General features: G+C 66.5%; 26 protein-coding genes. 8 read left to right on the top strand and 18 right to left on the bottom strand.

All coding sequences use genetic code 11. The features are described 5' to 3' along the window. Nucleotides 1-302 precede the first annotated feature (302 nt). The gene (locus tag E2481_RS06600) at nucleotides 303-587 is read left to right on the top strand and encodes a DNA-directed RNA polymerase subunit L (protein ID WP_136716335.1); all 285 of its coding nucleotides are present in this window, start codon (nucleotides 303-305) and stop codon (nucleotides 585-587) included. 12 nt (nucleotides 588-599) lie between these two features. Here the strand turns inward: E2481_RS06600 and E2481_RS18630 are convergent, their stop codons facing one another. Beyond that, on the bottom strand, nucleotides 600-1496 hold the full coding sequence (locus tag E2481_RS18630; protein ID WP_169302372.1) for a hypothetical protein: 897 nt from the start codon (nucleotides 1494-1496) through the stop codon (nucleotides 600-602). 139 nt (nucleotides 1497-1635) lie between these two features. On the opposite strand from E2481_RS18630, the gene E2481_RS18625 reads away from it, so the two are divergent. Genes E2481_RS18625 through E2481_RS06585 form a run of 4 tightly spaced genes read left to right on the top strand, consistent with a single transcriptional unit; the run spans nucleotide 1636 to nucleotide 3704 of the window. Further along, the gene (locus E2481_RS18625) at nucleotides 1636-1992 is read left to right on the top strand and encodes a hypothetical protein (protein ID WP_169302371.1); all 357 of its coding nucleotides are present in this window, start codon (nucleotides 1636-1638) and stop codon (nucleotides 1990-1992) included. Further along, nucleotides 1992-2894: an FAD:protein FMN transferase gene (locus E2481_RS06595; RefSeq protein WP_136716334.1), complete on the top strand. Its 903-nt coding sequence runs from the start codon at nucleotides 1992-1994 to the stop codon at nucleotides 2892-2894. The genes E2481_RS18625 and E2481_RS06595 overlap by 1 nt, the downstream gene beginning before the upstream one ends. Next, nucleotides 2881-3165 carry a hypothetical protein gene (locus tag E2481_RS06590; RefSeq protein WP_136716333.1) on the top strand — a complete coding sequence of 95 codons (285 nt, stop codon included), beginning with the start codon at nucleotides 2881-2883 and terminating at the stop codon, nucleotides 3163-3165. Before E2481_RS06595 ends, E2481_RS06590 begins: the two co-directional genes overlap by 14 nt. Beyond that, entirely contained in the window at nucleotides 3165-3704 is a 540-nt protein-coding gene (locus E2481_RS06585; RefSeq protein ID WP_136716332.1) for a hypothetical protein, read from the top strand. Before E2481_RS06590 ends, E2481_RS06585 begins: the two co-directional genes overlap by 1 nt. Here the strand turns inward: E2481_RS06585 and E2481_RS06580 are convergent. The 5 genes from E2481_RS06580 to E2481_RS06560 all read right to left on the bottom strand — a co-directional run bounded on the left by E2481_RS06580 (nucleotide 3698) and on the right by E2481_RS06560 (nucleotide 9520). Continuing rightward, entirely contained in the window at nucleotides 3698-4234 is a 537-nt protein-coding gene (locus E2481_RS06580; protein WP_136716331.1) for a winged helix-turn-helix transcriptional regulator, read from the bottom strand. The genes E2481_RS06585 and E2481_RS06580 overlap by 7 nt on opposite strands. After that, nucleotides 4231-4587, bottom strand: a complete 357-nt coding sequence (locus E2481_RS06575) for a hypothetical protein (protein WP_250137744.1) — start codon at nucleotides 4585-4587, stop codon at nucleotides 4231-4233. Before E2481_RS06575 ends, E2481_RS06580 begins: the two co-directional genes overlap by 4 nt. A gap of 59 nt (nucleotides 4588-4646) precedes the next feature. Next, on the bottom strand, nucleotides 4647-5462 hold the full coding sequence (gene hisF / locus E2481_RS06570; RefSeq protein WP_136716330.1) for an imidazole glycerol phosphate synthase subunit HisF: 816 nt from the start codon (nucleotides 5460-5462) through the stop codon (nucleotides 4647-4649). A gap of 62 nt (nucleotides 5463-5524) precedes the next feature. Further along, entirely contained in the window at nucleotides 5525-7417 is a 1893-nt protein-coding gene (locus tag E2481_RS06565; RefSeq protein ID WP_136716329.1) for a methyl-accepting chemotaxis protein, read from the bottom strand. 84 nt (nucleotides 7418-7501) lie between these two features. Next, a complete protein-coding gene (locus E2481_RS06560) occupies nucleotides 7502-9520 on the bottom strand; it encodes an AMP-dependent synthetase/ligase (protein WP_136716328.1) in 2019 nt (672 codons plus the stop codon). A gap of 102 nt (nucleotides 9521-9622) precedes the next feature. Between E2481_RS06560 and E2481_RS06555 the strand changes: the two genes are divergently transcribed. After that, nucleotides 9623-9808, top strand: a complete 186-nt coding sequence (locus tag E2481_RS06555; protein ID WP_136716327.1) for a DUF7550 family protein — start codon at nucleotides 9623-9625, stop codon at nucleotides 9806-9808. A gap of 34 nt (nucleotides 9809-9842) precedes the next feature. Here the strand turns inward: E2481_RS06555 and E2481_RS06550 are convergent, their stop codons facing one another. The 5 genes from E2481_RS06550 to E2481_RS06530 all read right to left on the bottom strand — a co-directional run bounded on the left by E2481_RS06550 (nucleotide 9843) and on the right by E2481_RS06530 (nucleotide 15443). After that, a complete protein-coding gene (locus E2481_RS06550; RefSeq protein ID WP_136716326.1) occupies nucleotides 9843-10199 on the bottom strand; it encodes a DUF5658 family protein in 357 nt (118 codons plus the stop codon). Between the two features lie 69 nt (nucleotides 10200-10268). Continuing rightward, nucleotides 10269-12425 carry a phosphoribosylformylglycinamidine synthase subunit PurL gene (purL, locus tag E2481_RS06545; protein WP_136716325.1) on the bottom strand — a complete coding sequence of 719 codons (2157 nt, stop codon included), beginning with the start codon at nucleotides 12423-12425 and terminating at the stop codon, nucleotides 10269-10271. 143 nt (nucleotides 12426-12568) lie between these two features. After that, entirely contained in the window at nucleotides 12569-14362 is a 1794-nt protein-coding gene (ctaD, locus tag E2481_RS06540; RefSeq protein ID WP_136716324.1) for a cytochrome c oxidase subunit I, read from the bottom strand. Between the two features lie 290 nt (nucleotides 14363-14652). After that, the gene (locus tag E2481_RS06535) at nucleotides 14653-14940 is read right to left on the bottom strand and encodes a DUF6684 family protein (protein ID WP_136716323.1); all 288 of its coding nucleotides are present in this window, start codon (nucleotides 14938-14940) and stop codon (nucleotides 14653-14655) included. 86 nt (nucleotides 14941-15026) lie between these two features. After that, the gene (locus E2481_RS06530) at nucleotides 15027-15443 is read right to left on the bottom strand and encodes a DUF7541 family protein (protein WP_136716322.1); all 417 of its coding nucleotides are present in this window, start codon (nucleotides 15441-15443) and stop codon (nucleotides 15027-15029) included. Nucleotides 15444-15556: 113 nt separating this feature from the next. Here E2481_RS06530 and E2481_RS06525 point away from each other — a divergent pair, with 113 nt between their 5' ends. Beyond that, the gene (locus E2481_RS06525; protein ID WP_136716321.1) at nucleotides 15557-16267 is read left to right on the top strand and encodes a halocyanin domain-containing protein; all 711 of its coding nucleotides are present in this window, start codon (nucleotides 15557-15559) and stop codon (nucleotides 16265-16267) included. Nucleotides 16268-16390: 123 nt separating this feature from the next. Here the strand turns inward: E2481_RS06525 and E2481_RS06520 are convergent, their stop codons facing one another. After that, the gene (locus E2481_RS06520; protein ID WP_136716320.1) at nucleotides 16391-16921 is read right to left on the bottom strand and encodes a type II toxin-antitoxin system RatA family toxin; all 531 of its coding nucleotides are present in this window, start codon (nucleotides 16919-16921) and stop codon (nucleotides 16391-16393) included. Nucleotides 16922-17047: 126 nt separating this feature from the next. On the opposite strand from E2481_RS06520, the gene trpB reads away from it, so the two are divergent. Beyond that, entirely contained in the window at nucleotides 17048-18229 is a 1182-nt protein-coding gene (gene trpB / locus E2481_RS06515; RefSeq protein ID WP_136716319.1) for a tryptophan synthase subunit beta, read from the top strand. Nucleotides 18230-18234: 5 nt separating this feature from the next. Here the strand turns inward: trpB and E2481_RS06510 are convergent, their stop codons facing one another. The 6 genes from E2481_RS06510 to E2481_RS06485 all read right to left on the bottom strand — a co-directional run bounded on the left by E2481_RS06510 (nucleotide 18235) and on the right by E2481_RS06485 (nucleotide 26536). Continuing rightward, entirely contained in the window at nucleotides 18235-18870 is a 636-nt protein-coding gene (locus E2481_RS06510; protein ID WP_136716318.1) for a hypothetical protein, read from the bottom strand. A gap of 6 nt (nucleotides 18871-18876) precedes the next feature. Beyond that, the gene (locus E2481_RS06505) at nucleotides 18877-19443 is read right to left on the bottom strand and encodes a hypothetical protein (RefSeq protein WP_136716317.1); all 567 of its coding nucleotides are present in this window, start codon (nucleotides 19441-19443) and stop codon (nucleotides 18877-18879) included. Between the two features lie 161 nt (nucleotides 19444-19604). Then, nucleotides 19605-20201 (bottom strand): hypothetical protein, encoded by a 597-nt coding sequence (locus tag E2481_RS06500; RefSeq protein WP_136716316.1) that lies wholly within the window; start codon nucleotides 20199-20201, stop codon nucleotides 19605-19607. A 282-nt stretch (nucleotides 20202-20483) separates the two neighbouring features. Further along, the gene (locus E2481_RS06495; RefSeq protein ID WP_136716315.1) at nucleotides 20484-21503 is read right to left on the bottom strand and encodes a hypothetical protein; all 1020 of its coding nucleotides are present in this window, start codon (nucleotides 21501-21503) and stop codon (nucleotides 20484-20486) included. A gap of 127 nt (nucleotides 21504-21630) precedes the next feature. After that, on the bottom strand, nucleotides 21631-24090 hold the full coding sequence (locus tag E2481_RS06490; protein ID WP_136716314.1) for an efflux RND transporter permease subunit: 2460 nt from the start codon (nucleotides 24088-24090) through the stop codon (nucleotides 21631-21633). Between the two features lies 1 nt (nucleotide 24091). Further along, nucleotides 24092-26536, bottom strand: a complete 2445-nt coding sequence (locus E2481_RS06485) for a COG1361 S-layer family protein (protein WP_136716313.1) — start codon at nucleotides 26534-26536, stop codon at nucleotides 24092-24094. Between the last annotated feature and the right edge of the window lie 65 nt (nucleotides 26537-26601).

The raw sequence follows: 26601 nt of genomic DNA, 5'->3' as shown, positions 1-26601 counted from the left end.
CGGCATCCTGACCGCACTTGGATAATACCAGAGCAGTGCTGTGCTGTGGCCGGGGGCGTCCCCGCGCTATCTCGCGGGTTGTATGGGTCGGAAAAGGGCAGGTAAGCAACACATCACAGGGATACACCGTCCCGTTCGCCGGGTATGGCAAGCGCCGCGGTGCAGACTCATGCGCGCCGCCAGCTACCGCTGGCATGCACACAACGCAGTACCTGGCGGATAACTGAAAGCGAGCGACCGGGCCAGTGGTCTCAGGGGCGTAGTCCGTGAGGTTTAATGCTGAAAGGGGACCAGAGATGGGTATGGAACTGCGGGTCATCGAGAAAACCGATACTGAGCTCTCTATCGAGATCTCCGGCGAGGATCACACCTTCATGAACGTGCTCAAGGGCGCACTGCTGGAAAGCGACGGCGTCGAGGCCGCGACCTACGACGTCAACCCCGAACAGTCCGGCGGCCAGACCGAGCCCATCCTCACCGTCAAAACCGGCGAGGATGTCGACGCGCTCGACGCGCTCGAAGACGGTGCCCAGCGGGTCATGGACAAGGCGACGACCTTCCAGGACGCCTTCGAGGCCGCGGCCTGACCTTCTACGGCATCAACACGCGAGTTGCGTGACGTATATTCTCCCGTCCGGTGCGGCGTGCACGTCGACGCCGACGAGACCGTTCGACGCGTCCGCGAAGGACTCGGGCGCGTCCGGGTTCGTCCGATAGGCGTCGACCAGCGCGCGCGCCATGCCGGTCTCGTTCTCGAAGTTCTCACCGGCGTCCTGCCCGACGGACTGACTCGTCCGGAATATCACCGGGGAGAGTTCCGACTCCCTGCAGGCGTCGCTGACGCGGTCCCGTAACTCCCCGCTGCTGGGTCCGTCGCCGTCGGCGTAGTCCCGTCGCACGCGCTGTTCGTTGACCCACGTCGCCGCCGACGCGAGGTCCTCGTCACGTGAGAGGGTGTCGGCTCCGCCCGCGGCCCGGCGGTCGTTCAGTTCCGTTACGTACTCCGTCTCGACGGTCGACAGCGAGAGGCCGTCGACGGCCGTCGCGTTCCCGGGCACCGGCCCGGAGTTCGGGAGGAACGGGACGTTGACGATGCCCGCGAACCCCAGGCCGAGGACGACGACCAGCGCGCCGACGGCGAGGAAGGCGACCACGAGTTTCGCATCCAGGACGTCGAGATAGCCGATATCCGGCGAGTAGTCGCTTGCCTCGGCGTCGCCGTCCCCGAGCATCTCCGCCATGACCTGGTCCTGATCGAACTCGACTTCCCGCTTTTCGAGCGGGCCGCCGCCACACCGGTCACACGGTGGCGTGTGCTTGGGGTGGTCGTTCCCGCATTCGGAACAGACCCAGACCGTCATCGTGTCGCTGTCGTCGTCCTCGGCCTCGGGGGCCATCGGGACGACGGCCTTCTCGAACTCCCCGTGCCCACAGTTGTCACACGGCGGGTCGTTTTCCTCGTGGGGCTTGCCACACCACGCACACCGCCATTCCATTGCTCGTTCGCCCGAAAGTGGCAGACGAAGAAATAGTTGGCGGGCTACGGGCACTGCCTCGGTGATCCCTTCGAGAACTGTACGACGTTTCGACGACCGGACGCGAAGGCACTTTTGTCGAATTCGGATAGCAGCGGGTATGCGACTACCGCTCCCGACGAACCGACTGGTTGCACTGACGCTTCTGGGCGCGCTCGCCACCGCCGTGGTAGCGTCGGCGATCGTCGTTCCCGGCGTCATCGATAGCACCGGCGACACCGCCGGCCAATCGCCCACTGTCACGCCCAGTGGGGACGCGCCACAGCCAAACGAGGACTTCACGCCCGCCGTCTCCGGAGGCGAAGAGCACGAGGACGAGGAGTACGAGGACGACAAGGACGAAGACGAGGAAGACGAACACGAAGACGAGGAAGACGAGGAAGACGAGGAAGACGATGACGACGAAGGCGGATTCTGGGGGTTCGACGACGAGGACCACGAGGACGGTGACGATTGATGGCAGCACTGGCCAATAGCGTGTCGAGCGCCGTCGACGGCGTTCGCGAGCGTCTCGGCGACGCCGAACGTCGGTTCGACTGCTGTGACACGACGTTCGTCGCGTCGGCGACTGGCCCGGGTGCCAGCCGTGCCGTCGAGCGAGCGCGTGACCGGGCAGAACAGCTCGAAGCAGTCCTGGACGCCTTCGACGCCGACAGCGCTGTCACGGAACTCAACGACACCGGTCGCGTGGAGAACCAGCACGTCGCCGCCGTCGTCTGGCGTGGACTGCGGTACGCCGACAGGACCGACGGGGCCTTCGACGTACGCCGCGGGCGATTCGAACACGAGCTGAAGGCGTACATCCGTGACGGGGGCACGCGGCCGACGGCCGAACGATCGGGGGACGCGTCGATCCACGTCGACGGGACCGTGGTGACGACCGACCGAGCGCTCGACCTGAACGGGCTCGCGAAGGGGTACATCGTGGACCACGCGTTCGACGCCCTCGACGGCGTCGGGCGGGAGGGGTTCGTCGCCGGTGGTGGCGACGTGGCGAGTCCGTCCGGTCCCGTGGGCATCGAAAACCCCTACTCGGACGGCCGGGGTAACGACACGCCGCTCAAGGTGTTGAAGACGGACTGGCACGTCGCAACCTCTGCGGGACACCGCCGCTCTCGGGGACCCGTCGACCACGTGTACGACCCCCGGACCGGCGAGGCCGGAACGCGACATGACTTCGTCACGGTCGTTGCGGCCCGGGACTGTACTGAGGCGGATGCGCTCGCGACGGCGCTGTCGGCGTCACCCCTCGACGAGGCGCTCGAACTGGCAGAGAGCTGGGCGGGACTGGAAGCACTGGTCGTCCACGAGGGCGTCTTCCACGAGACGTCGGGGTTCGAGAGCCATGTCGCGAACTAAACTTGCCGTGACGGTGTTGTCGCTGCTGCTGGTCACGGCGACCGTTCCGGTCGGCTGGCAACTGGTCGAGACACGCGAACAGCAGGCTGCGTCGGCGAAAGCGGCCGACCTCGACGTCCGGCAGGTGACGGAGCGACGGGCACCCGCGGATTACGACGGCGACGGCATCAACGACAGCGCCGACGACTGTCCGACACGGCCGGAAACGGAGAACGGCTTCCAGGACGGCGACGGCTGTCCGGACGTGGTCGCGACGACGGGGGCGTCCTGATGGACCTCGTCTGGCTGCTCGACCGCGCGACCGGACTGGTCGCCTATCCGGCGCTGTACGCCGCCACGGTTACGGGCGTCTTCTACGGGGAGTCGGCGTTCGGCACCGTCTCGGCGCTGGCCAGGCGAGTCCACGTCGACGTGGCCGTCTTCGCGCTGGTCGTCACGCTCGTCCACGCCGTCCTCGGTACCGTCGATACGTGGCTCGTCGCGACCGGGCAGGCCCCCGAGCCGTCGTACGGAACCGCGTATCTCGTCGCCGGCAGCGTCGTCGGGGCGGGCGCGCTCCTGCTGGTCGTCGTCGCCGCGCTGGGATTCCTCGACGCGACGCGGTTCGAGGCACCGTGGGGGCCGCGGGTGGTCCACGGGTTTGCGTACTCGGGCTACGGGTTCGCGACGGTCCACGCGGCGGCCGTCGGCACGGACGTCCTCGGCCTGGTGCGGCCGGTCGTCGTTCCCGCCACGGCGTTCGTCGCCTACCTGCTCGCGTTGCGGATCCTCGTCGCCTACGGCCCGTTATTGGAGACGACCGCTCAGTAGCTGTCCCAGAGGTCGAACAGGCCGTCGACGAGACGGTCGGTGAACGAGCGGTGGTGAACCGCGTAGAGTCTGGCGATGCGGTCAGGGTCGGTCACGTCGTACTGGACCGCCCGTCCGTCCCGCTCGCCGGTGACCAGGTCGGCCGCTTCTAGCTGCGAGAGGTGAAAGGACACCGTCGAAGCGGCCTTGTCGATACACTCGCTCAACTCCGAGGTCGTCATCGGGCCGTCGTTGACGAGGTAGGCCAGAATCCGCCGCGCACACTGTCGCCGGAGAGCGTTCATCACTGCCTGGTCGCCCTCGTCGAACGAACCTTCGGGGTAGTAGCGCGTGTACTTCCCGTCGGTCGACGACTCGACGAGGTCGGCGTCGGCCAGCCAGCGGATGTGATACTGGAGCGTGCCCTGCGCGTACTCGAGGTCGTCGAGTAGCGCCCGGAAGTGGATGCCGGGCGTCGCCTCGATGGCCTTGTAGATGGCCCGACGCGACTCCAGTTCCAGTTCGTCCACGTCGGCGTCTGACCCCGTCATCTGTCTCCAGTGAGGGCCGAAAAGAAGGCCAACAGGCCAGCGAGAATCAATATCGCGGCCCCGTGTTCGAGGAGTTCGACGGTTTGAACGCCGAGATACGGCAGCAGGAAATACTCCAGAAAGACGATGAGACCGTACAGGGCGAACAGCCCGTACGCACTCGCGACGACGAGCATTCGCCGGTCGCGCTCGCGACGCCACGCCATCACACTCAGGGTCGCTAGTGTCAGGGCGACGACCAAAATCCCCAGGCTCGTCACCTGTTCGATCGTCTGTGCGAGCGACAGGACCACGACGAAGCCGTCGAGTTGCATCCCGTCGATGCTCGACCCGCGGTCCCGAAAAGCGTTCACGTCCAGTCTTCGAATCGGGGCTCGTCCCGTCCCTCGACGGTGCTCGCCGTCGAGTCCGCCTACAGCCGAACCGGCACGTCTCGTTCGTCGAGGTACTGTTTGACCCGCTGGATGGAGTACTCCTCGAAGTGGAAGATCGAGGCCGCCAGGCCTGCGTCCGCACCGGCTTCGGTGAACACCTCGTACATGTCCTCGGGGCCGCCACAGCCGGAGGAAGCGATAACTGGCGTCGAGACGGCGTCGCAGACTGCTTTGGTTAGCGGGATGTCGTAGCCGTCCTTGGTCCCGTCGGCGTCGATGGAGTTGACGAACAGTTCGCCGGCCCCGCGTTCTTCAGCCTCCTCGGCCCACGAGAGCACGTCGATGTCGGTCCCCTCGCGGCCGCCTTTCACCGTGCACTCGAACCAGCAGGACTCGCCGTCGATTTCCACGTAGTGCTCGCCCTGTTCGTCGAACCGCCGGCGGGCGTCGACGCTGATGACGATACACTGGTTACCGAACGACCGGGCACCCTCGGTGATGAGTTCCGGGCGTTCCAGCGCGCCAGTGTTGATGGAGACCTTGTCCGCGCCCGCCCGGAGCGTCTCCTTGATATCCTCGCGCGTGCGGATGCCGCCGCCGACGGTCAGCGGGATGAACACTTCGTCGGCCACCTCGTTGACGGTGTCGAGCATCGTCTCGCGGCCCTCCGCCGAGGCGGTGATGTCGAGGAAGACGAACTCGTCGGCCCCGGCGCGGTTGTACCGCTTTGCCATCTCGACGGGGTCGCCGGTGTACTCCAGGTCCTCGAAGTTGACGCCCGTGTAGACCGCCGCGTTCCCGTCGTCGTCGATGTCGACGTCGATACAGGGGATGATTCGCTTGGTCAGGACCATCTGTTGGATGTGTGTCCGTGGCCGGACAGTAAAAGCGGTCCGGACCGAGCACCGCGGCGGCGTTATTCCGACTCGAACAGGTTCTCGGCGTTCTCGGCCGTCGCCTCGTCGAGATCGATCGCCGGGAGCTCGCCGTCAGCGATGTCGAGGCCGTCCGCGTCCCCGTTCCCGTTGGTCGCCGCCGAGTCGTCCCCGTGTTCGGGTGACCTGTCGACCGCCGCGGCTCCGGTCGACCCGTCGTCCCCGTTGCTCGGTACCTCTGGTGACTCGCTCGCGGTGAACTCGTTTCCACCCGTGGCGTCCACATTGGACGAGTCAGCGCCGGCAGGTTCGGATCGGCCGCTACCCACTGCCCGGACGGACGCATCCGCCGTCACCTGGGCGGAGTCGGTGTCGAGGTCGACGTCGCGCGAGTCGTCGACGGAGAACTGCGCGAGGAGTTCGTTCAGCGATTCGGCGTGGTCGGACAGCGATTGCACGCTGTCGTTGACTTCCGTGACCGACGCCGTCTGTTCCTGGGCCGCTGCCGCGGTGTCCGAGGCGCGGTCGGCGGTCTCCCGGCTGATCTCGGAGACTTCGTCGATCATGTCCACGATCTGCTGGGTCGATCGGGCCTGTTCGTCGGTCGCGTCGCTGATCGATTGGACGCCCTCGTCGGCCTCCGTGACGCGGTCGACGATCTCTTCTAACGCGTCGAGCGCCTGTTCGACGGTCTCGCCGCCCCGGCTGACCTGCTGGTCCATCTCGTGCATGTCCGTCACCACGCCGTCGGTCGCCTGTTTTACCTGTCCGATCCGCTCTCGGACCTCCTCTGTGGCCCGATTGGTCTCCTCTGCGAGTTCCTTGACCTCCTCGGCGACGACCGTGAACCCGGCCCCGCCCTGGCCCGCGCGCTCGGCCTCGATGGCTGCGTTCAGTGCCAGGATGTTCGTCTGGTCGGCGATGTCGTCGATGAGATCGACCACCTCGCCGATCTGTTCGATCTCGCCATCGAGCCGTTCGACCCGCTCGATGGACTCGGTGGCCGTCTCCTGAATGGTGTCCATCTGACTCACCGCGTCGGTGGCGTACTCGCTGGCCTCCTCGCCGTACTCGGCTGCGGCTTCGGATTTGGCGGCCACCTCGTCGGCCGAGGCGGCGATCTCTTCGATGGTCGCGGACACGTCCTCGACCTCGTCGCTGGTCCGCTCCAGGGTCTCGTGTTGGTCGTTGGCGTCGCCGGCGATCTCCTGGACCGAATCGCTGACCGTGTCGCTCGTGTGCGTGATTTCCGACGCGCTGACCGATATCTCGTCGGTCGCGGTGGTCACCTCGTCGGCGAACTCGACGGTGCCGACCATCGTCCGTTCGAGCGCCGCCATCATCTCGTTGAACGTCTCCCCGATCGCGGTCATCGCCCCGCTCTCGCTGTCGGGGTCCATCCGCTGGGTCAGGTCGCCCGCCGCGGCCCGCTCCATGACCGTCTCGTAGTCGGCCGCCTTCCGTTCGAGGTGGTCGTTGAGCCGCTCGGCCCGCTGTTTCGCTTCAGTTGCCTCCGCCTGTGCGTCTTCGAGCTCCTGGCGTTCCTCGTATGCGCGTTCGCGTGCCCGCTCGACGGTCCGGAGTTCCTTCTGCAGCGCGGCGCTCATCGCCCCGAACGCGTCGTAGAGTCGTCCGAGTTCGTCCTCGCGACCGATCCCGACGTCCGTCTCGATGTCCTCGGGGTCGAGCCGGTCGGTCCCCTCGAAGGCCTCGGCCCGCTCCCGCAGGTCCGTCAGCGCCCCGACCGTCCGGCGGCCCGTCGTCGCACCGACCACCGCGAAGCCGGCCGAAAAATACCCCACGAGCAGGAAACTGCTCTCCACGACCGTCGCGAGAACCAACCCACCGGCGACGATTCCCAGCGCGACCAGCGCGTACCGCCTGAGGTAGTAGTGCCGGACGGACCCCGGCACGACACGGTCCATGAGACTCATTTCCACACCGATTTTCCTGACAGACACTAATAACCTCTCCTCGGTTCGACACTCGTTATCGAACTGCACGCACTGACGGCCCGGTCAGTCGTCGGCGGCTGTAGCCACCGGGCCCGCTGCCGTCTCCGCCGAGTTCGTCTCACCGTAGATCCGGTCGACCCTGTCCTCGAACGCCGAGAGGATGTTGCGGCGTTTCTTCTTCAGCGACGGCGTCAGGAGGTCGTTGTCGGCGGTCCACTCCGTGGCGACGAGTTCGAACTGTTTGATCGCGGCCTCGGAGTCGAGGCCGAACTCGCGGTTGACGAGCTGGACCTCCTCGTTGATCCACTCGCGGACGCGTTCGTCCTCACAGATGGCTTCCTCGCTGTCGGGGAGGTCGACGTCCCGTTTGCCGGCCCACTGGCGGACCTGCTCGAAGTCGGGGACGATGAGGGCGGCGACGAACTTCCGGTCGTCGCCGATGACCATGATCTGCTCGATCTGGGGGCTGGTGGCGAACTCGCCTTCGATGGGTTCCGGCGAGACGTTTTTGCCCGTCGTCAACACGAGCAGGTTCTTGAGCCGGTCCTCGTAGCGGAGGTGCCCGTCCGGCGTCTCCTCGACGATGTCGCCGGTCTTGAAGTACCCGTCGTCGGTGAACGCCGACTCGGTCTTTTCGGGCATCTTCCAGTAGCCATCGGTCACGTTCGGCCCCTTGAACAGCAGTTCGCCGACCCTGTTGTCCGTGTCGTCGAAGTCGTCGTCGACGCTCGACTCGTCGAGCCGCACGTCGACGCCGGTGACCGGCGCGCCGAGCGTGCCCGGTCGGGGTGCCTCGGGGAAGTTCGAGGTGACCACCGGTGCGCCCTCGGTCAACCCGTACCCCTCGTAGATGGGGATGCCCATGCCCAGGAACAACTCCGAGAGTTCCTTGCTCAGGGTGCCGCCCCCGCTGACCAGGTATTCGATTTCTCCGCCCAGTTGTTCTTTCACGTCGCTGAACACCAGCGCGTCCGCGACGGCGTGTCGCACCCGGAGGCCGAGCGACGGCTCCTCGGTCCTGGCCCACCGGCGGGCCACGTCCGTCGCCCACCCGAAGATCCGCTCTTTCGCGGCCGACCCGCCGGCCTCCTCGCGCATCTGATCGAAGATGCGCTCGTACACCCGCGGGACGCTCGCGGCGGCGTTGGGCTGGACCTTCGCGATGTCCTCGCCCACGGTGTCGGGGCTCTCCGCGTAGCCGACGGTCGCCCCGCAGGCGAACATGAAGAAGTGGCCGACGGTCCGCTCGAAGACGTGGGCCAGCGGCAGGAAGGATAGCGTGCGCGTGTCGCTGGTGACGGCGGGCACGTCCGGTCCCTTGTCCGGACGCGGCCCCGACCGCCGGCGGATCTGATTGACGTTGGCCCGGAAGTTGCGATGAGTCAGTTCGACCCCTTTCGGGATGCCCGTCGTCCCCGAGGTGTAGATCAGACTCGCCAGGTCCTCGGGCTCACGGTCGTCGAGCCAGGACTCGTAGGTCGCCCGGTCGTACCGGTCCGCGCCGAGTTCGTACACGTCGGCCAGCGAGTGGATGCCGTCGACGTCGGCGTACTTGTCGAGTTCGTCGAACACCACGACGAACGCCAGGTCGAGTTCGCTGTGGATCTTGACGACCCTGTCGAGCAGCGTCTCGTTCTCGCAGACGACCCCGATGGAGCCCGGGTGGTTGACGAGGTAGTTCACCTGTCGCGGTCCGGACTCCTTGTAGACCGTCGAGACGACGCCGCCGGCCGCGAGGAGCGCGAAGTCGCTCACGGCCCACTCCATGCGAGTCCCCGAGAACATCGACACTCGGTCCCCCGGCTGGACGCCCAGTTCGCGGAAGCCGGCCGCGAGTCGTCGGACGATATCCCCCATCTCCCCGTAGGTGATCGACGCGTATTCGCCCGAATCGGCGGGTGAGATCACGTCCGGTGTGAGCGACCGGTCGTAGACGCCGCCCTTGTACAGCTGGGCGTCACTGTCGCTGTAGCGTCGGGTGTTCTCGTCGAACAACTCCACGAGCGTGCCGTCGCCGATGACCTCGTCGTCGTACTCGCGTTCGCGTTCGCGGAGTCGCTCGATCTCGTCGGCCGATACCATGCCACGTGGTTGCGTATCGTGGTATAAATAGACACGGCCGAAATCGGGTCGTCAGGGCGTCCTTTCGATACATCGAAGTACCCCCCAACAGTACCGCCACGTATGAGCGACGACCACGACGAGGACCGACCGGATTACGACCCGTCGAGTCCGGACTTGCCCGAGCAGGAACCACCGCTCCGGAGCACCGCACCGCAGAGCGACTACGAGATGAGTCAGGTCGGGTTCGGCCTGGTCGTCTTCCTCGTCGGCGTGGCCATCACTTTCGGCCTGCCGCTGGTGCTGTAAGCGCGACCTTCTCTCTGTCCGCTCTCGATACCCGTCAGAGCGCCGCCAGCGTCAGCGCGTTGAGTGCGATGGTCAACAATGAAATCACGGCGAACCCCGCGAGCACGATGGTCGCCGACCGGTCGGGGAGCGCCCACCACGAGAGAACGAGGAGTACCAGTGCGACGAACTTCAGCAACCCGATGCCCGGCGTCCCGTACGTGTCGAGGAAGGCCTGTGCCACGGCGTTGCCCTCAGAGAGGCCCAAAGCCAGCCCTCGCATCGTGGTGAGCACGTCGAACACCGTCGCCACCAGGATGACTCCCCACAGAACGGCCTGGGACTCCGTCAGCACGCGTTCGACTCGCCAGGTGAGTGCCCCTTCGTCGCTCGGTGGTCGGTCCGATGCCATCCTGTCGGTGCGTCGGTTGGTCCGCTGAGAATATATCAGTTGGCTAGCCGAACCGGTCGATCGCCCTGCTCACTCCAGTTCGCGCTCGATGACCGACCGACGCTCGGCGATGGCGTCGGCGTCGTCCGCGATGGTCTCGTCGCCGACCGCGATCTCCAGTTCGCCTGAACCGTCGGCACTGCCGACCGACGTGACCGGTGCGACACCGTCGAAGGCCGCCGCGACGGCCTCGGCGTCTGTCGTCTCGACGACGACGCGACCGGGTTGTTCGTGGAAGAGCAGTTCTTGGGCGGTAGCCTCGCCGTCGAGCGTGACCGTCGCGCCCGCGTCCGCGGTTACCATCTCGGCCAGCGTGACCGCCAGGCCGCCGTGGCTCGCGTCGTGGACGGCCAGTGTTTCCACGGCGTCGGCTACCTCGGCCAGCGTCTCGACGAACGCCGCCCGCTCGTCCGGGAGGTCTGGATACTGGTCGCTCCCGCCGAACTGCACGAGATACTCCGACCCGCCGAGTCGGCCCTCGCTCTCGCCCGCGAGCGTGCGGTCGTTGACCACGACCAGTTCACCCTCGCCGTCGAGGGCCGCCGGCGGTGCCTCGTAGCCTTCCTTCGTCCCGACGAGCGCCAGTGTCGGCGTCGGCGGGATCGGGCCGGCGTTCGAGTCGTTGTACAGCGAGACGTTCCCGCCGACGACGGGCACGTCGAGTTCGCTGCAGGCGTCGGCCAGTCCGTCGACGATAGCCTTGAACCCGCCGTACACGTCCGATTTCTCCGGGTTGCCGCCGTTCAGACAGTCGACGGCAGCCAGCGGCGTCGCGCCTTTGGCCGCGACGTTCGTCGCGTTCTCCAGCGCGACGGCCCGCGCCCCGTCGTACGGAGCCGCTTCGGTCCAGTTGGGGTCCGCCCCCGACGAGAAGGCGAGTCCGATCCCTTCCTCTCGAATCGCCAGCAACGCCGCGTCGTCGCCCGGCGCGGTCGCCGTCCGGACCTGCACCTCGTGGTCGTACTGCCGGTAGACCCACCGTTTCGAGGCCGTGTTCGGACTCCCGACGACGGCCTCGTACGCCTCTGTCAGGTCGGCGTCCGGGAGGTCGGTCTCCGGTTGCTCGGGTTCGACGGCGTCGAGGTCGTTGAATGGCGCGCCGTCGCCCAGGAACTCGGCGTCGGCGTCCACGACCGTTTCGCCCTCGAACGTGCAGACGTAGTTCCCCTCGGTCACGTCGCCGATGACCGAACAGCCCAGGTCGAACCGCTCGGCGATCTCCCGGACGGCGTCGACGTTCTCGGGTTCGACCTCGTAGGCCATCCGCTCCTGGGATTCGGCGAGCAGGATCTCCAGCGCGTTCATGTTGGGCTCGCGCTGGTGGACCCGTTCGAGTTCGATCTCACAGCCCAGACCGCCTTTGGCGACCATCTCGCTGGTCGCGCCGCCCAGGCCCGCCGCCCCCAGGTCGCGAGCGGACTCGACGAGGTTCTCGTCGACGAGGGCCTCGTTGGCCTCGATGAGCAACTTCTCGGTGTAGGGGTCCCCGACCTGGACCGCCGGGCGGTCCTCGGTTTCGGCGTCCTCCGCGAGGTCTTCGCTCGCGAAGGAGGCCCCGCCGAGGCCGTCCCGGCCCGTCCCGTTCCCGACGAGGACGAGTTTGTTCCCGGGTTCCTGGGCCTCCGCGGTGACGAGGCGATCGGCGTCGGTCAGGCCGACGCAGGCGACGTTGACCAGCGGGTTGCCCTCGTAGCCGTCGTGGAACGCGACGCTGCCCGTCACTGTGGGGACGCCGATACAGTTTCCGTAGTGGCTGATGCCCTCGACGACGCCCTCGAACAGGTAGCGCGAGTGCTCGCGGTCGAAGCCGCCGAAGTACAGCGAGTCCGCGAGCGCGATGGGATAGGCCCCCATCGACAGCGTGTCGCGGACGATGCCGCCGACGCCCGTGGCCGCGCCGTCGAACGGGTCGACGTAGGAGGGATGGTTGTGGCTCTCGATCCCCATCGTGATGTACGTGTCACTGTTCCCGCCGTCGGTGTCGGGCAGCGCGACCACTGCGGCGTCGTCGCCGGGCCCGACGACGACCCGGTCGTCCTCGCTGTCGAACGCTGCGAGGAGCGGTCGCGACGAGCGGTACGCGCAGTGCTCGCTCCAGAGGTTCTCGAAGAGCGCGGCCTCGGCCGCCGTCGGGTCGCGACCGAGTTCCGCGGTGACGAGTTCGCGGTCCGAATCGGAGAGACTCATTGAGGATCCGTAGCCACAGGCCGGCTAAATCGCTTTCCATGTCCGGTCTCGACAGCGGCCACCTGAGCGGACGAGACAGCGACCGCTGAATCTCGGACGGCCCTCGGAAACCCACTGAACGTCGAAAAAAGTCGGAGTTCGCGTTACGCGTCGTCGGAGTCGAGCGATTCGTCGGACGGGTCCTGCCCGCCGTCGGTCATCGCTTTCTCTTCGTCCCCGCCGTCCGCGATGGCGGTTTCGAGGCGCTCGTTGTGCCAGTCGAACTCACGACCGTACAGGTGCGGTGCTTCCTCCTGCATGTTCCAGGGGTCCGGACCGGCCTCCCGGCCTTCCAGCCAGGAGGTCGCGATGTTCCAGACGAAGATGAGCTGGCCGATCAGCAGGATGACCGCACCGACGGACGCCATTTGGTGGAAGTTGATGATCTGAGCGAGCGGTGCGATCGAGCTCCCGAGCTCGTAGCTGGCGTAGCGCCGGGGCATGCCGAGATAGCCCAGGATGAGCATCGCGAAGAACGTCAGGTTCGTCCCGATCATCGTCAGCCAGAAGTGCCACTTCGCCAGCGTGCGCTGGTACATCCGGCCAGTGAAGATCGGGAACCAGTAGTAGACGCCCGCGAAGACGCCGAACGCGATGGCACCCATGATGACGTAGTGGAAGTGTCCGACCACGTAGTAGGTGTCGTGGAGGATCATGTCGACCGGGATCGAGGCGAGGAAGACGCCGGTAACCCCGCCGATGATGAAGTTCGCGACGAAGCCGATACAGAACAGCATCGGCGTCGCCAGCCGCAGTTTCCCGTTCCACATCGTCGTGATCCAGTTGAAGGTCTTGACGGCGCTGGGTATCGCGATCGCCAACGATACCGCCATAAAGGACGCCCGGAGCCGCGGGTCGATGCCGGTCGTGAACATGTGGTGGGCCCAGACGCCAAAGGAGAGGACGCCGATAGCCAGCGTCGAATAGACGACGAACTTGAACCCGAACAGCTCGCGACCGCAGAACTTCGGCAGGATGTAACTGACCAACCCCATCGGCGGCAGGACGAGGATGTACACCTCGGGGTGGCCGAAGAACCAGAACAGGTGCTGCCAGAGGATGGTCCCACCGGCCTCGATAGCGAAGAAGGTGGTCCCGAAGTTCCGGTCGAGCAGGAGCATGATGAGCGCGCTGCCCAGCAGCGGGAACGCGAACAGGATGATCCCCGACTGGGTGAGGACCGTCCACGAGAAGATGTCGAGTTTCGCCCAGTTGACCTCCTCGCCGCGCTCGGTGAAGATGGTCGCGATGAAGTTGATCGCCCCCATCGTCGCCGAGACTCCGGTCAGGTGCAGGCCGAGCATCATCAGGTCCGCGCCCGCGTGTGCCTGTTCGACCGATAGCGGCGTGTACATCGTCCAGGACGTCTGTGCTGCGGTGACGCCCGGTAGGAAGAAGCCGCCCCAGACCAGCAGTGCGCCCGGCGGGAGCAGCCAGAAGGCGATGGCGTTGATGCGGGGGAACGCCATGTCGTCCGCGCCGATCAAAAGCGGGATGAAGTAGTTCGAGAACGCCGCGAGGATGGGCGTCCCGAAGAGGAACAGCATCGTGATGCCGTGACTGGTCAGAATGGCGTTGTAGAAGCCGTTCTCGATGACGGCTCCGCCCGGCGTGACCAGTTGCATCCGGATGAGAAACGCCATGAGGCCGCCCACTGCGAACGCGAGGAGGCCGTAGGCGCCGTACAGAATGCCGATGTCCTTGTGGTCGACGGTGGTCAGCCAGCGGACGATACCGCCGGGTTTTTCCTGGTGACCGTAGCCCGTCTGTTCGCCGATACCGCTCCCGCCTGCCAGTGGCGTATACGAGCGCCAGTCCTCCAATCGTGTCAGAAGCGCCGCGACGACGACGAGGAAAACCCCCATCAACGCCGTCAGCGCGAGCTGCCCTTCAACCATGATACCGAAACCTCAGGACTGGGGGATAAAGAAAGGTTCCATTTTCCTCCCCCCGCGAACGGGTTCGTCCTGCTTATAACAGCAGTCGGTTTCGACAGCCCGTGACCGCATCCGGCCGAGAAAGACGACGCTATCTGCGGTAGGTGTAGGGAAACCCGACCGACTGGCGTGGTGCCCGGTAGACGTCACGGGAATCGGATCGCGGTTTGATACGAACCGCTGTACGTCGTTTTCACATCGCCCACCCGATATCGGGCGGGCATCGCGGGAAACAGGTATCGCGAACCGTATCAGGCCGTCGCGTCTTCGTCGGCGTCGGCGTGAGCGGTCTCGACAGCGCCTTCGGCTTCCATTTCGGCCTCGGCCTCGGAGATCGCCTTCCCCGCGTAGTACGTGAGGATCGTGAGCAGGAGGCCCGTGATGATGACGATCGAAAACTGGAGCGTCGACACGAGACCGTCCCAGCCGAACGGGTTCGCGAAGGTGAACGCCCCGATGAAGAACAGCAGTATGCCCAGCGGGATCGCGTTGACCGTGAGGTCGAGCAGTGTGTCACGGTCGAAGGTGCTCGATGACATGGTCGACCGTTCGGGGACACGGGTAAATAGGTTGTCGAAATCGCGCGCGCCAGCTCACCGGGTCGGCGGAGGCGACTGCAGCGCGGTCAGGCGTCGGTCGCGCTGGCTTCGAGCACCCGGCCGACTGCGCCGGAGCCCAACAGCAGTACGCCGGCGACGGCGATGGCCAGCGCGCGCGGAATGATCTGTCCGAACCCACCAGGGTTCGCGACGACCGACAGGGCCGCCCCGCTGTCGAGGCCGACCTGCGAGGCGAACAGCGCACCGCCGGCAACGAGGAGGAATGCCCCGAACCCGAGCAGGAACCCCCAGAGCTCGTCGACGTAGCCCGATTCCTTGAGGATGCCAGCGACGCTGCCCCCGAGCAGGAGGAGGCCGCCGACGGCGATGGCGAAGATGCCGATGATGATGCCGACCTCCGAGAGGGCCACGCCGAGCGCGACGAACAGCGGCCAGGGACTGGCCATCCGGTACTGATCGCTCAATCCGGGTTCCTCAGTCATGGTCGCGTAGTGGGTCCGGGCAGTAAAAGGAGCATCGGAACCGACCGACCGAGACAACGGTCTGACAGAGACGAACCAACATATTCACTACAACCCCTCTCTAACCGTCGTACATGGCTGATAATGCGGACGTTTCGCGCCGGCGGTTCCTGCAGACGGCCGCTGGTGGTACGGCGGTCGCTGCTGCGACCGGGACGGCAGCCGCACAGGAAGGCAACGAAACCGCAGGTAACGAGACCAGCGGCAACGAAACCGCCGGCAACGAGACCAGCGGCGGTGGCGGTGGCGGAGGCGGCGAACAAGCAGGACCGCCGGACCTCGGCGGCTACCTGGACGACGCGAACCTCTACGAGGGCGAGGTCGCCGACGAGACGGGCAGCGACACGGTGACCGTCCAGGTCGGTGCCGGAAGCAGCGGCCTGGCGTTCGACCCGCCAGCCGTCCACGTCGACAACGGCGCGACCGTCCAGTGGGAGTGGACCGGCGAAGGCGGTGCCCACAACGTCGTCTCCGACGACGACGTGTTCGAGTCGGGCGACCCGGTGGACACCACCGGCGTCCAGTTCGAGTACACGTTCGAGGAAGACGGAATCTACAACTACTACTGCATGCCCCACGAAGCCAGTGGCATGCTGGGCTCCATCGTCGTCGGGACCGACTACCCCACCAAGTCGACCGGCGGCGGAGGCGGCGGTGGCGGTGTGCCCTCGATCCCCGGCCCCGCGAAGTCCATCGGCGTCGCGACGGCGTTCGTCATGAGCGCGTCGCTCGGGCTGGCCTACTTCTTCATGAAGTACGGCGGCGACTACGAGACGCCCTCCTGATACTACCGGACAGCAGTCCGCAATCACCCAATCGGTGCGCGGCCCGCACTATCGTGGATCGATGCCTGCCCGACAGCTGTCGGGTGCGAACATTTCTGTCCGGTAGTACGAACGCTGTCGGTTTTACACCGAATCGGGCGCGGAATGGATCTCTAGCTCGACCGGACGGCGGCTGCCTTCGAGGTCGGCGACGATGCGTTCGACGACGCGTTCGGCTTCCTCGCGGATCTTCGGTTTCACCTTCTCGATGACCCAGTCCAGCGAGACGAATCGCGGCAGGTCGAGCGTGTTCGAATCCGCCGAGTCGGGGTGGAACTGGATCGACAATCGGACGCGACACGCCGCGGCTTCTCCTGGCGGTGCTTCCTCCGGGATCGGGTCGATCCCCCAGTACCCCGCCGCGTCGATGTCCTTGGTGATGCGCCAGTCGATCTTTTCGGGCGGATCGACGCCGGTCACCTCCGAGTGGGCGGTGTAGGACAGTTTCCACCAGGCGAACGTGATGTAGTAGTTCGTTCCCGGGCGACCGTCGCCGTCGCTACGGACCTCCTGGAGGTGTTTCGAGTAGTTCGCGTACCGCGGGAAATCCAGCAGGAACTCGTAGATCTCTTCCGGTGGCAGGTAGACGACGGTACTGACCTCGACGGAATCCACGAGGCCTACTCAGGGAGTCACCACCGTAAGCGTTGTGCAGGCCCCAGTCACGCCGCAGGGGTCCGTCGCGGGGCGACACCGGTCGATTCGATACACATTTGTAGGGTTGTAGAGACACACGCCACCATGAGCAAGGACGGAGAGCGAGTCGACGAGGACGGCGAGTTCGGCGGGTTCGGCGGTCGACACGTTCCCGAACCGATGCACGAACCGCTGGAACGACTCGCCGCTGCCTTCGAGGAGATCGCCACGACCGAGGAGTTCCGCGAGGACTTCCGGGCCATCCTCTCGCAGTACGCCGGTCGGCCGACGCCGCTGTACCACGCCGAGCGACTCTCGGCCGAGTACGGCGCGGAGATCTACCTCAAGCGCGAGGACCTGCTCCACGGCGGCGCACACAAGATCAACAACGCCGTCGGACAGGCGCTGCTCGCGAAGAAGGCCGGGAAGGAGCGACTCATCGCCGAGACCGGCGCGGGGCAACACGGCACCGCGACGGCGATGGTCGGCGCGCTGTTCGACCTCGACACCGAGGTGTACATGGGGAAAAAAGACGTCGAGCGCCAGCGGATGAACGTCTTCCGCATGCGCCTGATGGGTGCGGACGTCAACCCCGTCACGCAGGGCGGTGCCGGCCTCGCCGACGCCGTCGACGTGGCTCTGGAGGACTTCATGGAGAACGTCGAGGACACCCACTACATGGTCGGGTCGGTCGTGGGGCCGGACCCGTTCCCGCGGATGGTCCGTGAGTTCCAGTCGGTCATCGGCGAGGAGGCCCGCGAACAGGCCATCGAGCAGCTCGGCGGCCTGCCCGACGCCTGCGTGGCCTGCGTCGGCGGCGGCTCGAACGCCATTGGCCTCTTCCACGCGTTCCGGGACGACGACGTGGCCTTCTACGGCGGCGAAGGCGGGGGCGACGGCTCCGGATCCAGCCGTCACGCCGCGCCACTGGACGACGGCAAAGAGGACGTCATCCACGGCATGAAGACCCGGGTCATCGACGACGACACCGACGTTCACTCGGTCTCAGCGGGGCTTGACTACCCCGGCGTCGGCCCCGAACACGCCATGTTCCGCGAACTCGGGCGGGCCGAGTACCGGGCGATCACCGACGACGAGGCTCTGGAGGCGTTCCGCACGCTCTCGATGACCGAGGGGATCATCCCCGCCCTGGAGACGGCCCACGGCCTCGCGATGGCAAAACGGGTCGCCGAGGAGACCGACCACGAGACGATCGTCGTCAACCTCTCGGGCCGGGGCGACAAGGACATGGAGACCGCGGCCGAGCACTTCGACCTCGGGAACTGACCCGGTTACTGGTCGTCCGCTCCGAAGTCGAACTCCCGGCCGAAGACCCGGGTCAGGTTCTCGAAGTACTCCGTGCCGAGTGCGGCAACGACGAGCGCACCCACCGAGTTGAACAGCAGGTCCAACACCACGTCACTGAGTCCGTACTGTGCGAGGAGTGGTTCGCCGCCGAGCACGCTCGCGAGGAGGCCGATAGCGAACTCCGAGAGCTCCCAGAGGACGCCGAAGGCGGTGGCGAACACGAACAGGAAGACGAAGCGGAGTCGGGGCGGGATCTCGATGACCGGATGGTACCGGTCGATCGACTGGATGGCGGCGAAGCCGACGCCGGCCACCAGCGACGCCGACACTGCGTGTGCGAGCTGGTCGAACCAGGGGAGCATCGTGTAGAGTCCGAAACTCCCCAGAACGTGTAACAGGGCGGCGCTGACGATCCAGAGACCGACGACCGGATTGACCCGATAGCCGGCGAGTCGCAGCCCGGTGGGGACGAACGCGAGCGCCAGCGGAATCCCCATGTTGACGAGTTCGCCGAACTGAAAGGAGACGAGCGAGTACGCGACAAGTCCGACGAGCAGAGCCTGCACGCCGTGTGTGAACCACCGGACGGGCGAACTGTCGGTCCGGAGGGACTCGAACACGCGAGATCACCCGGTAGCTGCGGTCTCGGACTCGTCGTTCGTCCGGTCCAGCACGGTCCCGGCGAAAACCAGGCCGGCACCGAGTCCGACGGCCGTCGCCACGACGAGGTCCCACATCAGCGCGTCGCCCGTCGTGAGGTACTCGGTGCCGAGGGAGGCGTCCGAGGCGAACTGTGCGACGCCCCAGAGGCCGGCGACGGCCATCGTGGTGAAGACGACGAAGACGACGGCGAACCAGGGGGTAAACGCCGCCGAGGAGTAGGCGTCGATCTCGACGGCGACGATGAGCGCCAGCGCCGCCAGGACGACGTAGACGAACACCGGCCGAAAGGGGCCAAGGGCCCGGAGGACCAGCGGGACGGTCAGCAGTGCGACGACGGTCCAGGCCGGCATCACCGACGCGTCCCGTGTCACGATCGCGGGAGCGAGCACGATCCCCAGACTGACGAGCGTGAAGCCGGTCCAGAGCGGTGACCCGACGACGGCCGTCCCGAGGGTTACCAGTCCGAGGACGACGACCTGGAGCCACGACAGCGCGGTGTTCACTGAGCGCTCCGCGATGATGCGTGTCATCGGAGACGCACGAAGTAGGGTCGCCAGTCACTAAGCGGTAGTGACCGACTGCGGACCAGCAACGTTGCGGAATGATACCAGCGACCGGAACCGCGACTCTCCGGCCCGCAGCGGGCACCAAAGAATGTGATGCGGTCGACCCGACGATGGCTGAGAGCCCGTTACTGCGGCGTCTGCCCGGTCGGCGTCTGCCCGCCGCCATCCTGGGTCCACCAGTCCTCCTGTTCGAGGAGGGCGTCTTCCTCGTCCTCACCGACGGGCGTGAAGTTCACCGTTACCAGTCGGGACGCGCCGAACGGTGCCCACTCCTGGTGCATATCAAACACCTCGGGCTGAGGGGTTCCCTGTTCGCTCGTGTCCCCTTCGGCGTCGACGACGTACCCCGCCTCCTGGTCGAACTCGGGGACCTCGGCGGCCTCGGCCTGGAAGAAGGTCGCGCGCTGGCCCGTGTTGAGATACCGGATCATCCGGGTGTTGTACTCCGACCAGGCCGCCTCGCGGACCTCCTGAACGTTGGGGTTCCACTGGAGCACGGGCGACGAAATGACGAACTTGGAGTTGGGATTGAACTGGTCGGCGAACATCAACGCCTTGTCGTACTCCTCGCCCAGTCCGCCGCCGTCACCGTCGTCTTCCTGTGCTGTGGCCGTCCCGGTGCCCAGTGCAAGCCCTGCCGTGGCGAGCGTTCCGGTCTTCAGTACCGACCGACGCGTCGATCCGTCCATGAATGACTCTAACAGGTCGTTGTCCTCTGTCATAAGTTGCCTCCACCGCACCGAACTAGTGGTGCTACGGACTGTTAAACGCGGACGACGGTTCAACGAATAAGCACCAGCCAGTGTCGGGTACTACGTGATTACCGTTCCGTGGACGTCGATCCCCGTCACTCGGGGTCGCTTGCCACTGGCCGGGCGCTCCCCCAAAGGCGATCGCAATCTACTGTCGGCGGATATCTGTTCCAGAACTCCAGCGTAAGCCCGTCTTTCTATCAGCCGCTCGATTTGAGGTGAGGGTCCCGCCGCTGTTGTGGCGAGTCGGCGTCAGGACCGGATGGTGAACGGGCCGGCGGCGGCGGTCCGGTGGGCGACGGTCGCGATCCGGAGCATGTACGCCGTGAGAACGATGAACGGGGCCAGCGAGATGGTGAAGGTTGCGGCCACGAAGGTCAGAAGCGGCGGGAGGCCGAGCATCCAGACCTCGGGCAGGAGCCGTGCGCTGATGGTGAGGATCGTCGTCGCGGTGACGAGGATGGCCGGCAGGGAGATGAACAGCAGCGTTCGGGACAGCTGGGAGATCTCCCGGCTGTAGTACAGCGTCTTGAAGTACTCGCGCCCGGTCGCGAACAGCTCGAAGGCCTGCCGGAGTTGCTCGAACTGCTCGTCGACGTTCTCGGAGAGGCTGGCACTGTCCGTCGTCGCGATCAGCCGCGAGCGGTCCAGCAGCGTGTCGTAATCCATCTCCAGTCCCAGCCAGAGGACGCCGAACTCGGCACCGCCGACTTTCTCCAGTGATTCCTCCAGGTGCTCGGCCGTCGTCGCTGTCGCCTCGACCTTGTCTTGGATCTCCTTGGCGAACTCCGCGTCGGCTCCCTCCGCGACTTCTTCGAGATCGCGAGCGCGCTGCCTGATGACCTCGGCCATCACGGTCAGGAACGCACTCGGGTTCGTCGGCGCTCCCTCGATGTCAGCCATCTGCCCGACGTCACGCCGGAACGTCAGCGCACTCTCGATGCGCTCCTCCTGTTCGCCGACGTGGGTGATGTCGTACGAGAGGACGATGGAGTTGATCGAGACGACGATCGAGACGAGCAGGATGATGCCGCTCAGGAGCGTGTTCAGCAGCGTCTGGACGGTTTCGGTCTCGGTCAGGAGCTGCTGCATTTCCAGCGTCCAGATCGACCCGACAAGGAGGATGTTCCCGAACGTGATCGAGAGCAGGGCCAACGTGACGGCGTATCGGTTCCCCTCCAGGAGGAGCCACCGGATCGGGGCGAACCCCTGTTGCCTCGTTGGAATCGGGAACCAGCCCCGTAACCGTTCGAAGCGGTCGAGCGGATCCATCTCAGCCGACGCGACCGATCGACGTGAGTGGCCGTCCGTGCCCTGTCCGAACCACTGCGCACATACCATGTCTAATGGTACCGAGACACTTGACCAACGCGCCTGCGAATGTCGGCTCCCGTGGGAGTTACTCCGTCACGACCAGTCGATGCCAGACGACGACCACGGAGGGCGTGACGACGACGGCAGCCAGATACGAGTAGAACACGCTGAGGGCGGTAATAAGCCCGAACTGACCGAGAATCGGGGTGAAGGCCAGCACCAGCACGCCGATTCCGCTGGTCGTCGTGAGCATGCTGCCGGTCAGCGCGCCGCCAGTCCCCCTGACTGTCCGTTCGATGGCCGGGAACACGTCCGCGGACGCATCCGGGTCGAACTCGTCGGCGAACCGGTGGACGACGTGTGCCGAGTAGTCGATGCCGAGCCCGATGGTAATCGAGAGGATCGTCGCCGTCAGGGCGTTGAAGGGGACGCCGAGTGCTCGCATCGACCCGGCGATGAACGTGACGGTGACGAGAATGGGGACGAGGTTGACCAGCCCGAGCGTCGCGTAGTCGACCAGGAGCTTGTATACCGTGAGCAAAAAGAGCGCGGTCAACACGAGCGCCACCACCAGGCTCCGGATTGCCGACCGGAAGATGACCTCCGAGACGGACTGGAAGACGACGGTCTCGCCGGTGGCCGTCGCCTCGAACCGGTAGCGGTCGGCGACCCGCCGGGCGTCTGCGGTGACCGCCGACTGTGATGCGTCGCTTTCGGTCGTGTAGACGACGCGTGCGCTGCGACGGTCCTCGGAGATGTATCGCAGCGCCTGATCGCGGGCCGGCGAGGTGAGCAGCCTGTCGTATACGGTTCCCAGGTCACGCTCCGGGATGCCGTCCCCGTCGAGGTCGTTTCGGGCCACGAGGGCGGCGAAGGAATCGGAGCGCTCGGCCTGGCCCTCGATGACGGTCACGATGCTCTCGGTCCGAGCGGTTCGGTTGTCGGCGACGAACGTGTCCGGGGGGTCGCTCCGTGCCCGCTGGAAGGATTCGAGTGCGAAGTCCTCCTCCAGCGGCCCTTCCACGTAGATGGTCACCCTGTCCTCGGCGGCGGCCTCGAAGTTTTCCTCCAGGAAATCGATGGTCCGCGTGACGGTGTACGTCGAGGGCCGGAACGGTTCCGGGAAGGTATCGTAAATCTCGGGCGTCTGGGCCGGCGGCAGGAAGTCCTCGTCGGAAAAGGAGGTGTCGACGCCGGTCGCGTAGGCGCTCGCACCGCCGGAGACGACCGCCACGATCAGCAGGAACGCCACCGGCTGACGCCGTGCGATGGTCACGCCGGCGGTGAGCAGACCGGCGAGTCGGGACCCCTCCCGGCCGAGCGGTTCGGACCCGAACTGCGGGAGCGACCGGCGCTCCCGGAACCGGTCGGTCATGACCTTTAGCGCGGGGAGGAACAGGCCGAAAATCAGGAACGTGAAGACGATGCTGACGGCGGCGACCAGGCCGAAATCCCGGATGGGGGCGAGCGCACTCGACAGGTTCGCCCCGAACCCGACGACCGTGGTGCCGGTGACGATGGCGAAGGCAACGAGCAACTGCTCGAATGTTCGTTCGAGCGCGCGACCGATGGCCATCCCGGTGACGCGCTCCTCGCGGTATCGGTTGATCGTGTGGATGCCGAAGTCGATGCCGACCGCCAGGACCAGCGGCGGCACCGCGATGAGCATCTGCGTGAACGGGATGCCGGCCAGGCCCATGAACCCGAACGTCCAGACGAGCGTCAGCGCGAGCGAGAGCACCGCCAGCAGCAGGTCGAACGGGTCACGGAAGGCGACGATCAGAAAGAGCAGGATGAGCACCAGGGCGGCAGGCACCACCAGCAGCAGGGAGTCGCCGACGACGGTCGCGAACTCCGCGGCGACGAGGCCCGAGCCGAACACCTGCACGTCCGCGTCGACGGGTGCCACGATGCTTTGGGCTCGCACCTGAATGGGTTCGAGCGGGTCGTTCCCACTGGCACCGGACGTCGCGTCGGTCCGCGTCGGCAGTTCGTGGGTCACCACCGCGATGGTCGCCGACGCAGTCGCTGACTCCCGGTTGAAGTCCTCGCTCAGCCGCGTCCGGACCGTCGGGTCCCGGGCCGCCGCCCGCCGGACAGCCGCCTCGATCTCGGTGTCCGTCGCGTTCTCCAGCACAATGAGCTGCTCGTCGGTCGTCGTCGCGGTGGGGTCGATGGTCCGGGCGACGGTTTCGGCGACGCTCTCGGTCGAGGCGACGCGGAGCGACGCCTCGCCTTCGAGTCTGTCGATGGCCCGGAGCATCGCCACGAGTTCGGACTTCGCGAGGACGTTCCGGTCGCGCTGGATGAGTTGCGTCGACTCGTTGGTCGGCCCGAAGGTCGGCTCGAAGGTCTCGCTGACGGACTCGAAGGCCTGCTGTGCGGGCGTCGCCTCCGTGAACTGGCTTGTGCCGGCTTCGGTCGTGACGGCCCCGAGGCCGAGGCCGAACACCACGGTCGCGACGAGGAAGGCCGCGACGACGGTGCCGGCGCGCTCGACGACCCAGCGGCCGACCCGGTCCAGCGTGCTACTACCGACGTCCATGTCACTGCTGGCGGCGGTGCCAGAGGTAGCCGCCGACTACCGGGAGGAAGACGCCGACCAGCGCGGCGGAGACCGACAGCATCCCGCTGAATGGGCCGCCTTCGGACTCGGTCACGCGCACGCCGACCTGGTAGGTGTCGGAGAGCTTGGTTTCGCCGTCCGGTTCGTCGTACTGGAAGTCCACCTTGAGCGGGAAGCGCTTCGCGTTCGCGCCGCCGCTCGCGCTCACGTCGAACCGCAGACGGACCGTCTCGTTCGGTTCGAGGCTGTCGACGAAGGCCCCGTCGTCCTCGGCGGTCAACGGCTCGGTCGCGAAGAGCTTCGCATTGATGTTTCGCAGCGTCTCGTTCCGGGTGTTTCTGACGACCAGCGTGACGGTCTCGGTCGACCCGGCCGCGACGGTGGCGCTCGCCGCCCGGACGGCGAACGCGTCGGTCTCGGGCCCGACTCGCACGTTCGCCGGGAGCGAGTCGCTCTCGCGGCGGTCCCCGTCGGCGTCGCGCCACTCGACGCGGACGGTGAGCTGTCGTGGCCCGGCCTCGGCCGTCTCACGGATGTCGACGGGGAAGGCGAACCGGGTCGACGCGCCGCTGGCCAGCCGACCGACGGCGAACTCGTTTTCCCGGGGGTCGACGTTTCGCGAACCGTTGGCCAGCACCAGGACGGCGTCGGTGACGTTCCGGGGACCGGCGTTCGTCAACTGTCCTGTGACCAGTCCCTCCTCGCCGACGCTGAGAGTCCCGGTCACGTTCTCGACGCGGAATCGCTGCTCGCCGGCCGGCGTGACGCCGAACCGGATCGGGTCCGAGCGGTTCGTGTCGTCGTCCTCCTCGGTGTACCCCACGGTGGCGACCAGCGGATAGCTGTCCGCGGTCGCGTCAGCGTCCAGTTCGGCCGGTACCCGCACCGTCCGGTTCTCGCCGTCGGGCCACTCGCCGACGAAGCGGGAGGCGTTCTCCCCGCCGCCGACGGTCAGGGCCGCGTTCGGCGACTGGATCGACACCCGGGCGTCAGTCAGATCCTCGTCGCGGTCGTTGCCGAGCGTGAGGGCGAGGGTCCCGTCCGCGCCGACCTGGAGCGTCTGGGTCACTGTGACGAGTTCGAAGTCCGTCTCTTCCGCATCGACCTCGACCACGGCCGGGAGCGACTCGCTCGCCCGTACGTCGCCGTTCTCGTCACGGTACTGGACGACGAACTCGAACTGTCGCGCCCCCGGTTCGGCGTCCTCTCGCACGCGCACGGGAAACTCGAATCCCTCGTCGTCGCCGTCGTCGAGGTCACCGAGGACGAACTCCTCTCGCAGCGGCACGACGTCCGCATCGCCCGACCGAATCCGCAGGACGGCGTCGGTCGCCGGTTCCGGGCCGTCGTTTTCGAGTTCGCCGGTGACGGTCGCGTCCTCGCCGACCCGGAGCGGCCCCTCCACGTCGTCGAGTTCGAAGGTCTGCTCGTCGTCGGGGGTCACCGCGAACGCGAGCGTCCGGGACTGCCGCTGGGTCCCGTCCTCGTCCGTGTAGCTGACGACCGCCTCGACGGCGTAGTCCTGCGGGACCGACTCGTTGGTCGCCGTCGCCTGGAACTCGATCTCTTCGTCCTCGCCGGCGTCCCAGTCGCCGACGTATCGATCCGTGCTGTTCGAGCCGTCGACGCGCAGGTTCCGGTTCCGTGAGGTCAGTCGCACTGTCGCGTCGGTGAGGTCTTCCTCGCCGACGTTTTCGATGTCGACCTCGACGTCGTCTGTCTCGCCGACCTGGACGTCGGCGTCGACGGACTCGACCTCGAACCGGGCGTTCTCGGTCACGACCAGTTCCACGTCCTCGGTGACCGTCTCTGACTCCCGGTCGACGGCCTCGTCGCCGGATTCGGGGACGTACTCGTACTCGATTTCGACCGGCAGGTCGTAGCTATCGGCGTCGGCGTCCGCCGGCACGACGATGGCGAAGCCCGCCTCCGCCGACTGCCCGCTGGGGAGGTCGCCCAGCCCGACCGTGCCACTGCGGACCTCCACGGGTGAACTGTCGTCGTCGAGCGTCACCTGGACGTTCCGAGCGGTCGTGACGCGGTCCTCGTCCGCCGGATCAGCGTTCGGGCCGGTCTCCTCTAGGTCGCCCGAGTTGACGACCTGGACGACGAACTCCCGCTGGTCGCCGGGTGCGACCGTCCGATTGGGCGCGAACACGGATATCTTGGGTTCGCCCTCGACGACAGTGGGCTCGTCGTCGGCAGCCGCCCCGTCGTCCGTTCCGTTTCGCGTCTGGTCCGTCCTTCCGTTGCTCAGAGCGGTCAACAACTCCGCGGAGGCGTTCGTCAGATCGGCCGGTGTCACGGTATCGAGCCGCTCGTCGTCGACCTCGGCGAGCACGACCGCCGGCGGGACAGTGACGACTATCCCGACCGTGTTCCCCAGCAGGACCAGCAGGACGAAGAGGAGCTTGATCGGTTCCATGCTGGCGACTCGTCACGCACACCCGTCGATCGACGCCGGGCCGACCGCCGGTCGGACCTCGGTCC

The organism is Halorientalis salina (genome assembly GCF_005049285.1).
Lineage (GTDB): Archaea > Halobacteriota > Halobacteria > Halobacteriales > Haloarculaceae > Halorientalis > Halorientalis salina.
Note: the sequence above shows the minus strand (reverse complement) of the source record. Positions and strands in the feature narration are given on the sequence as shown.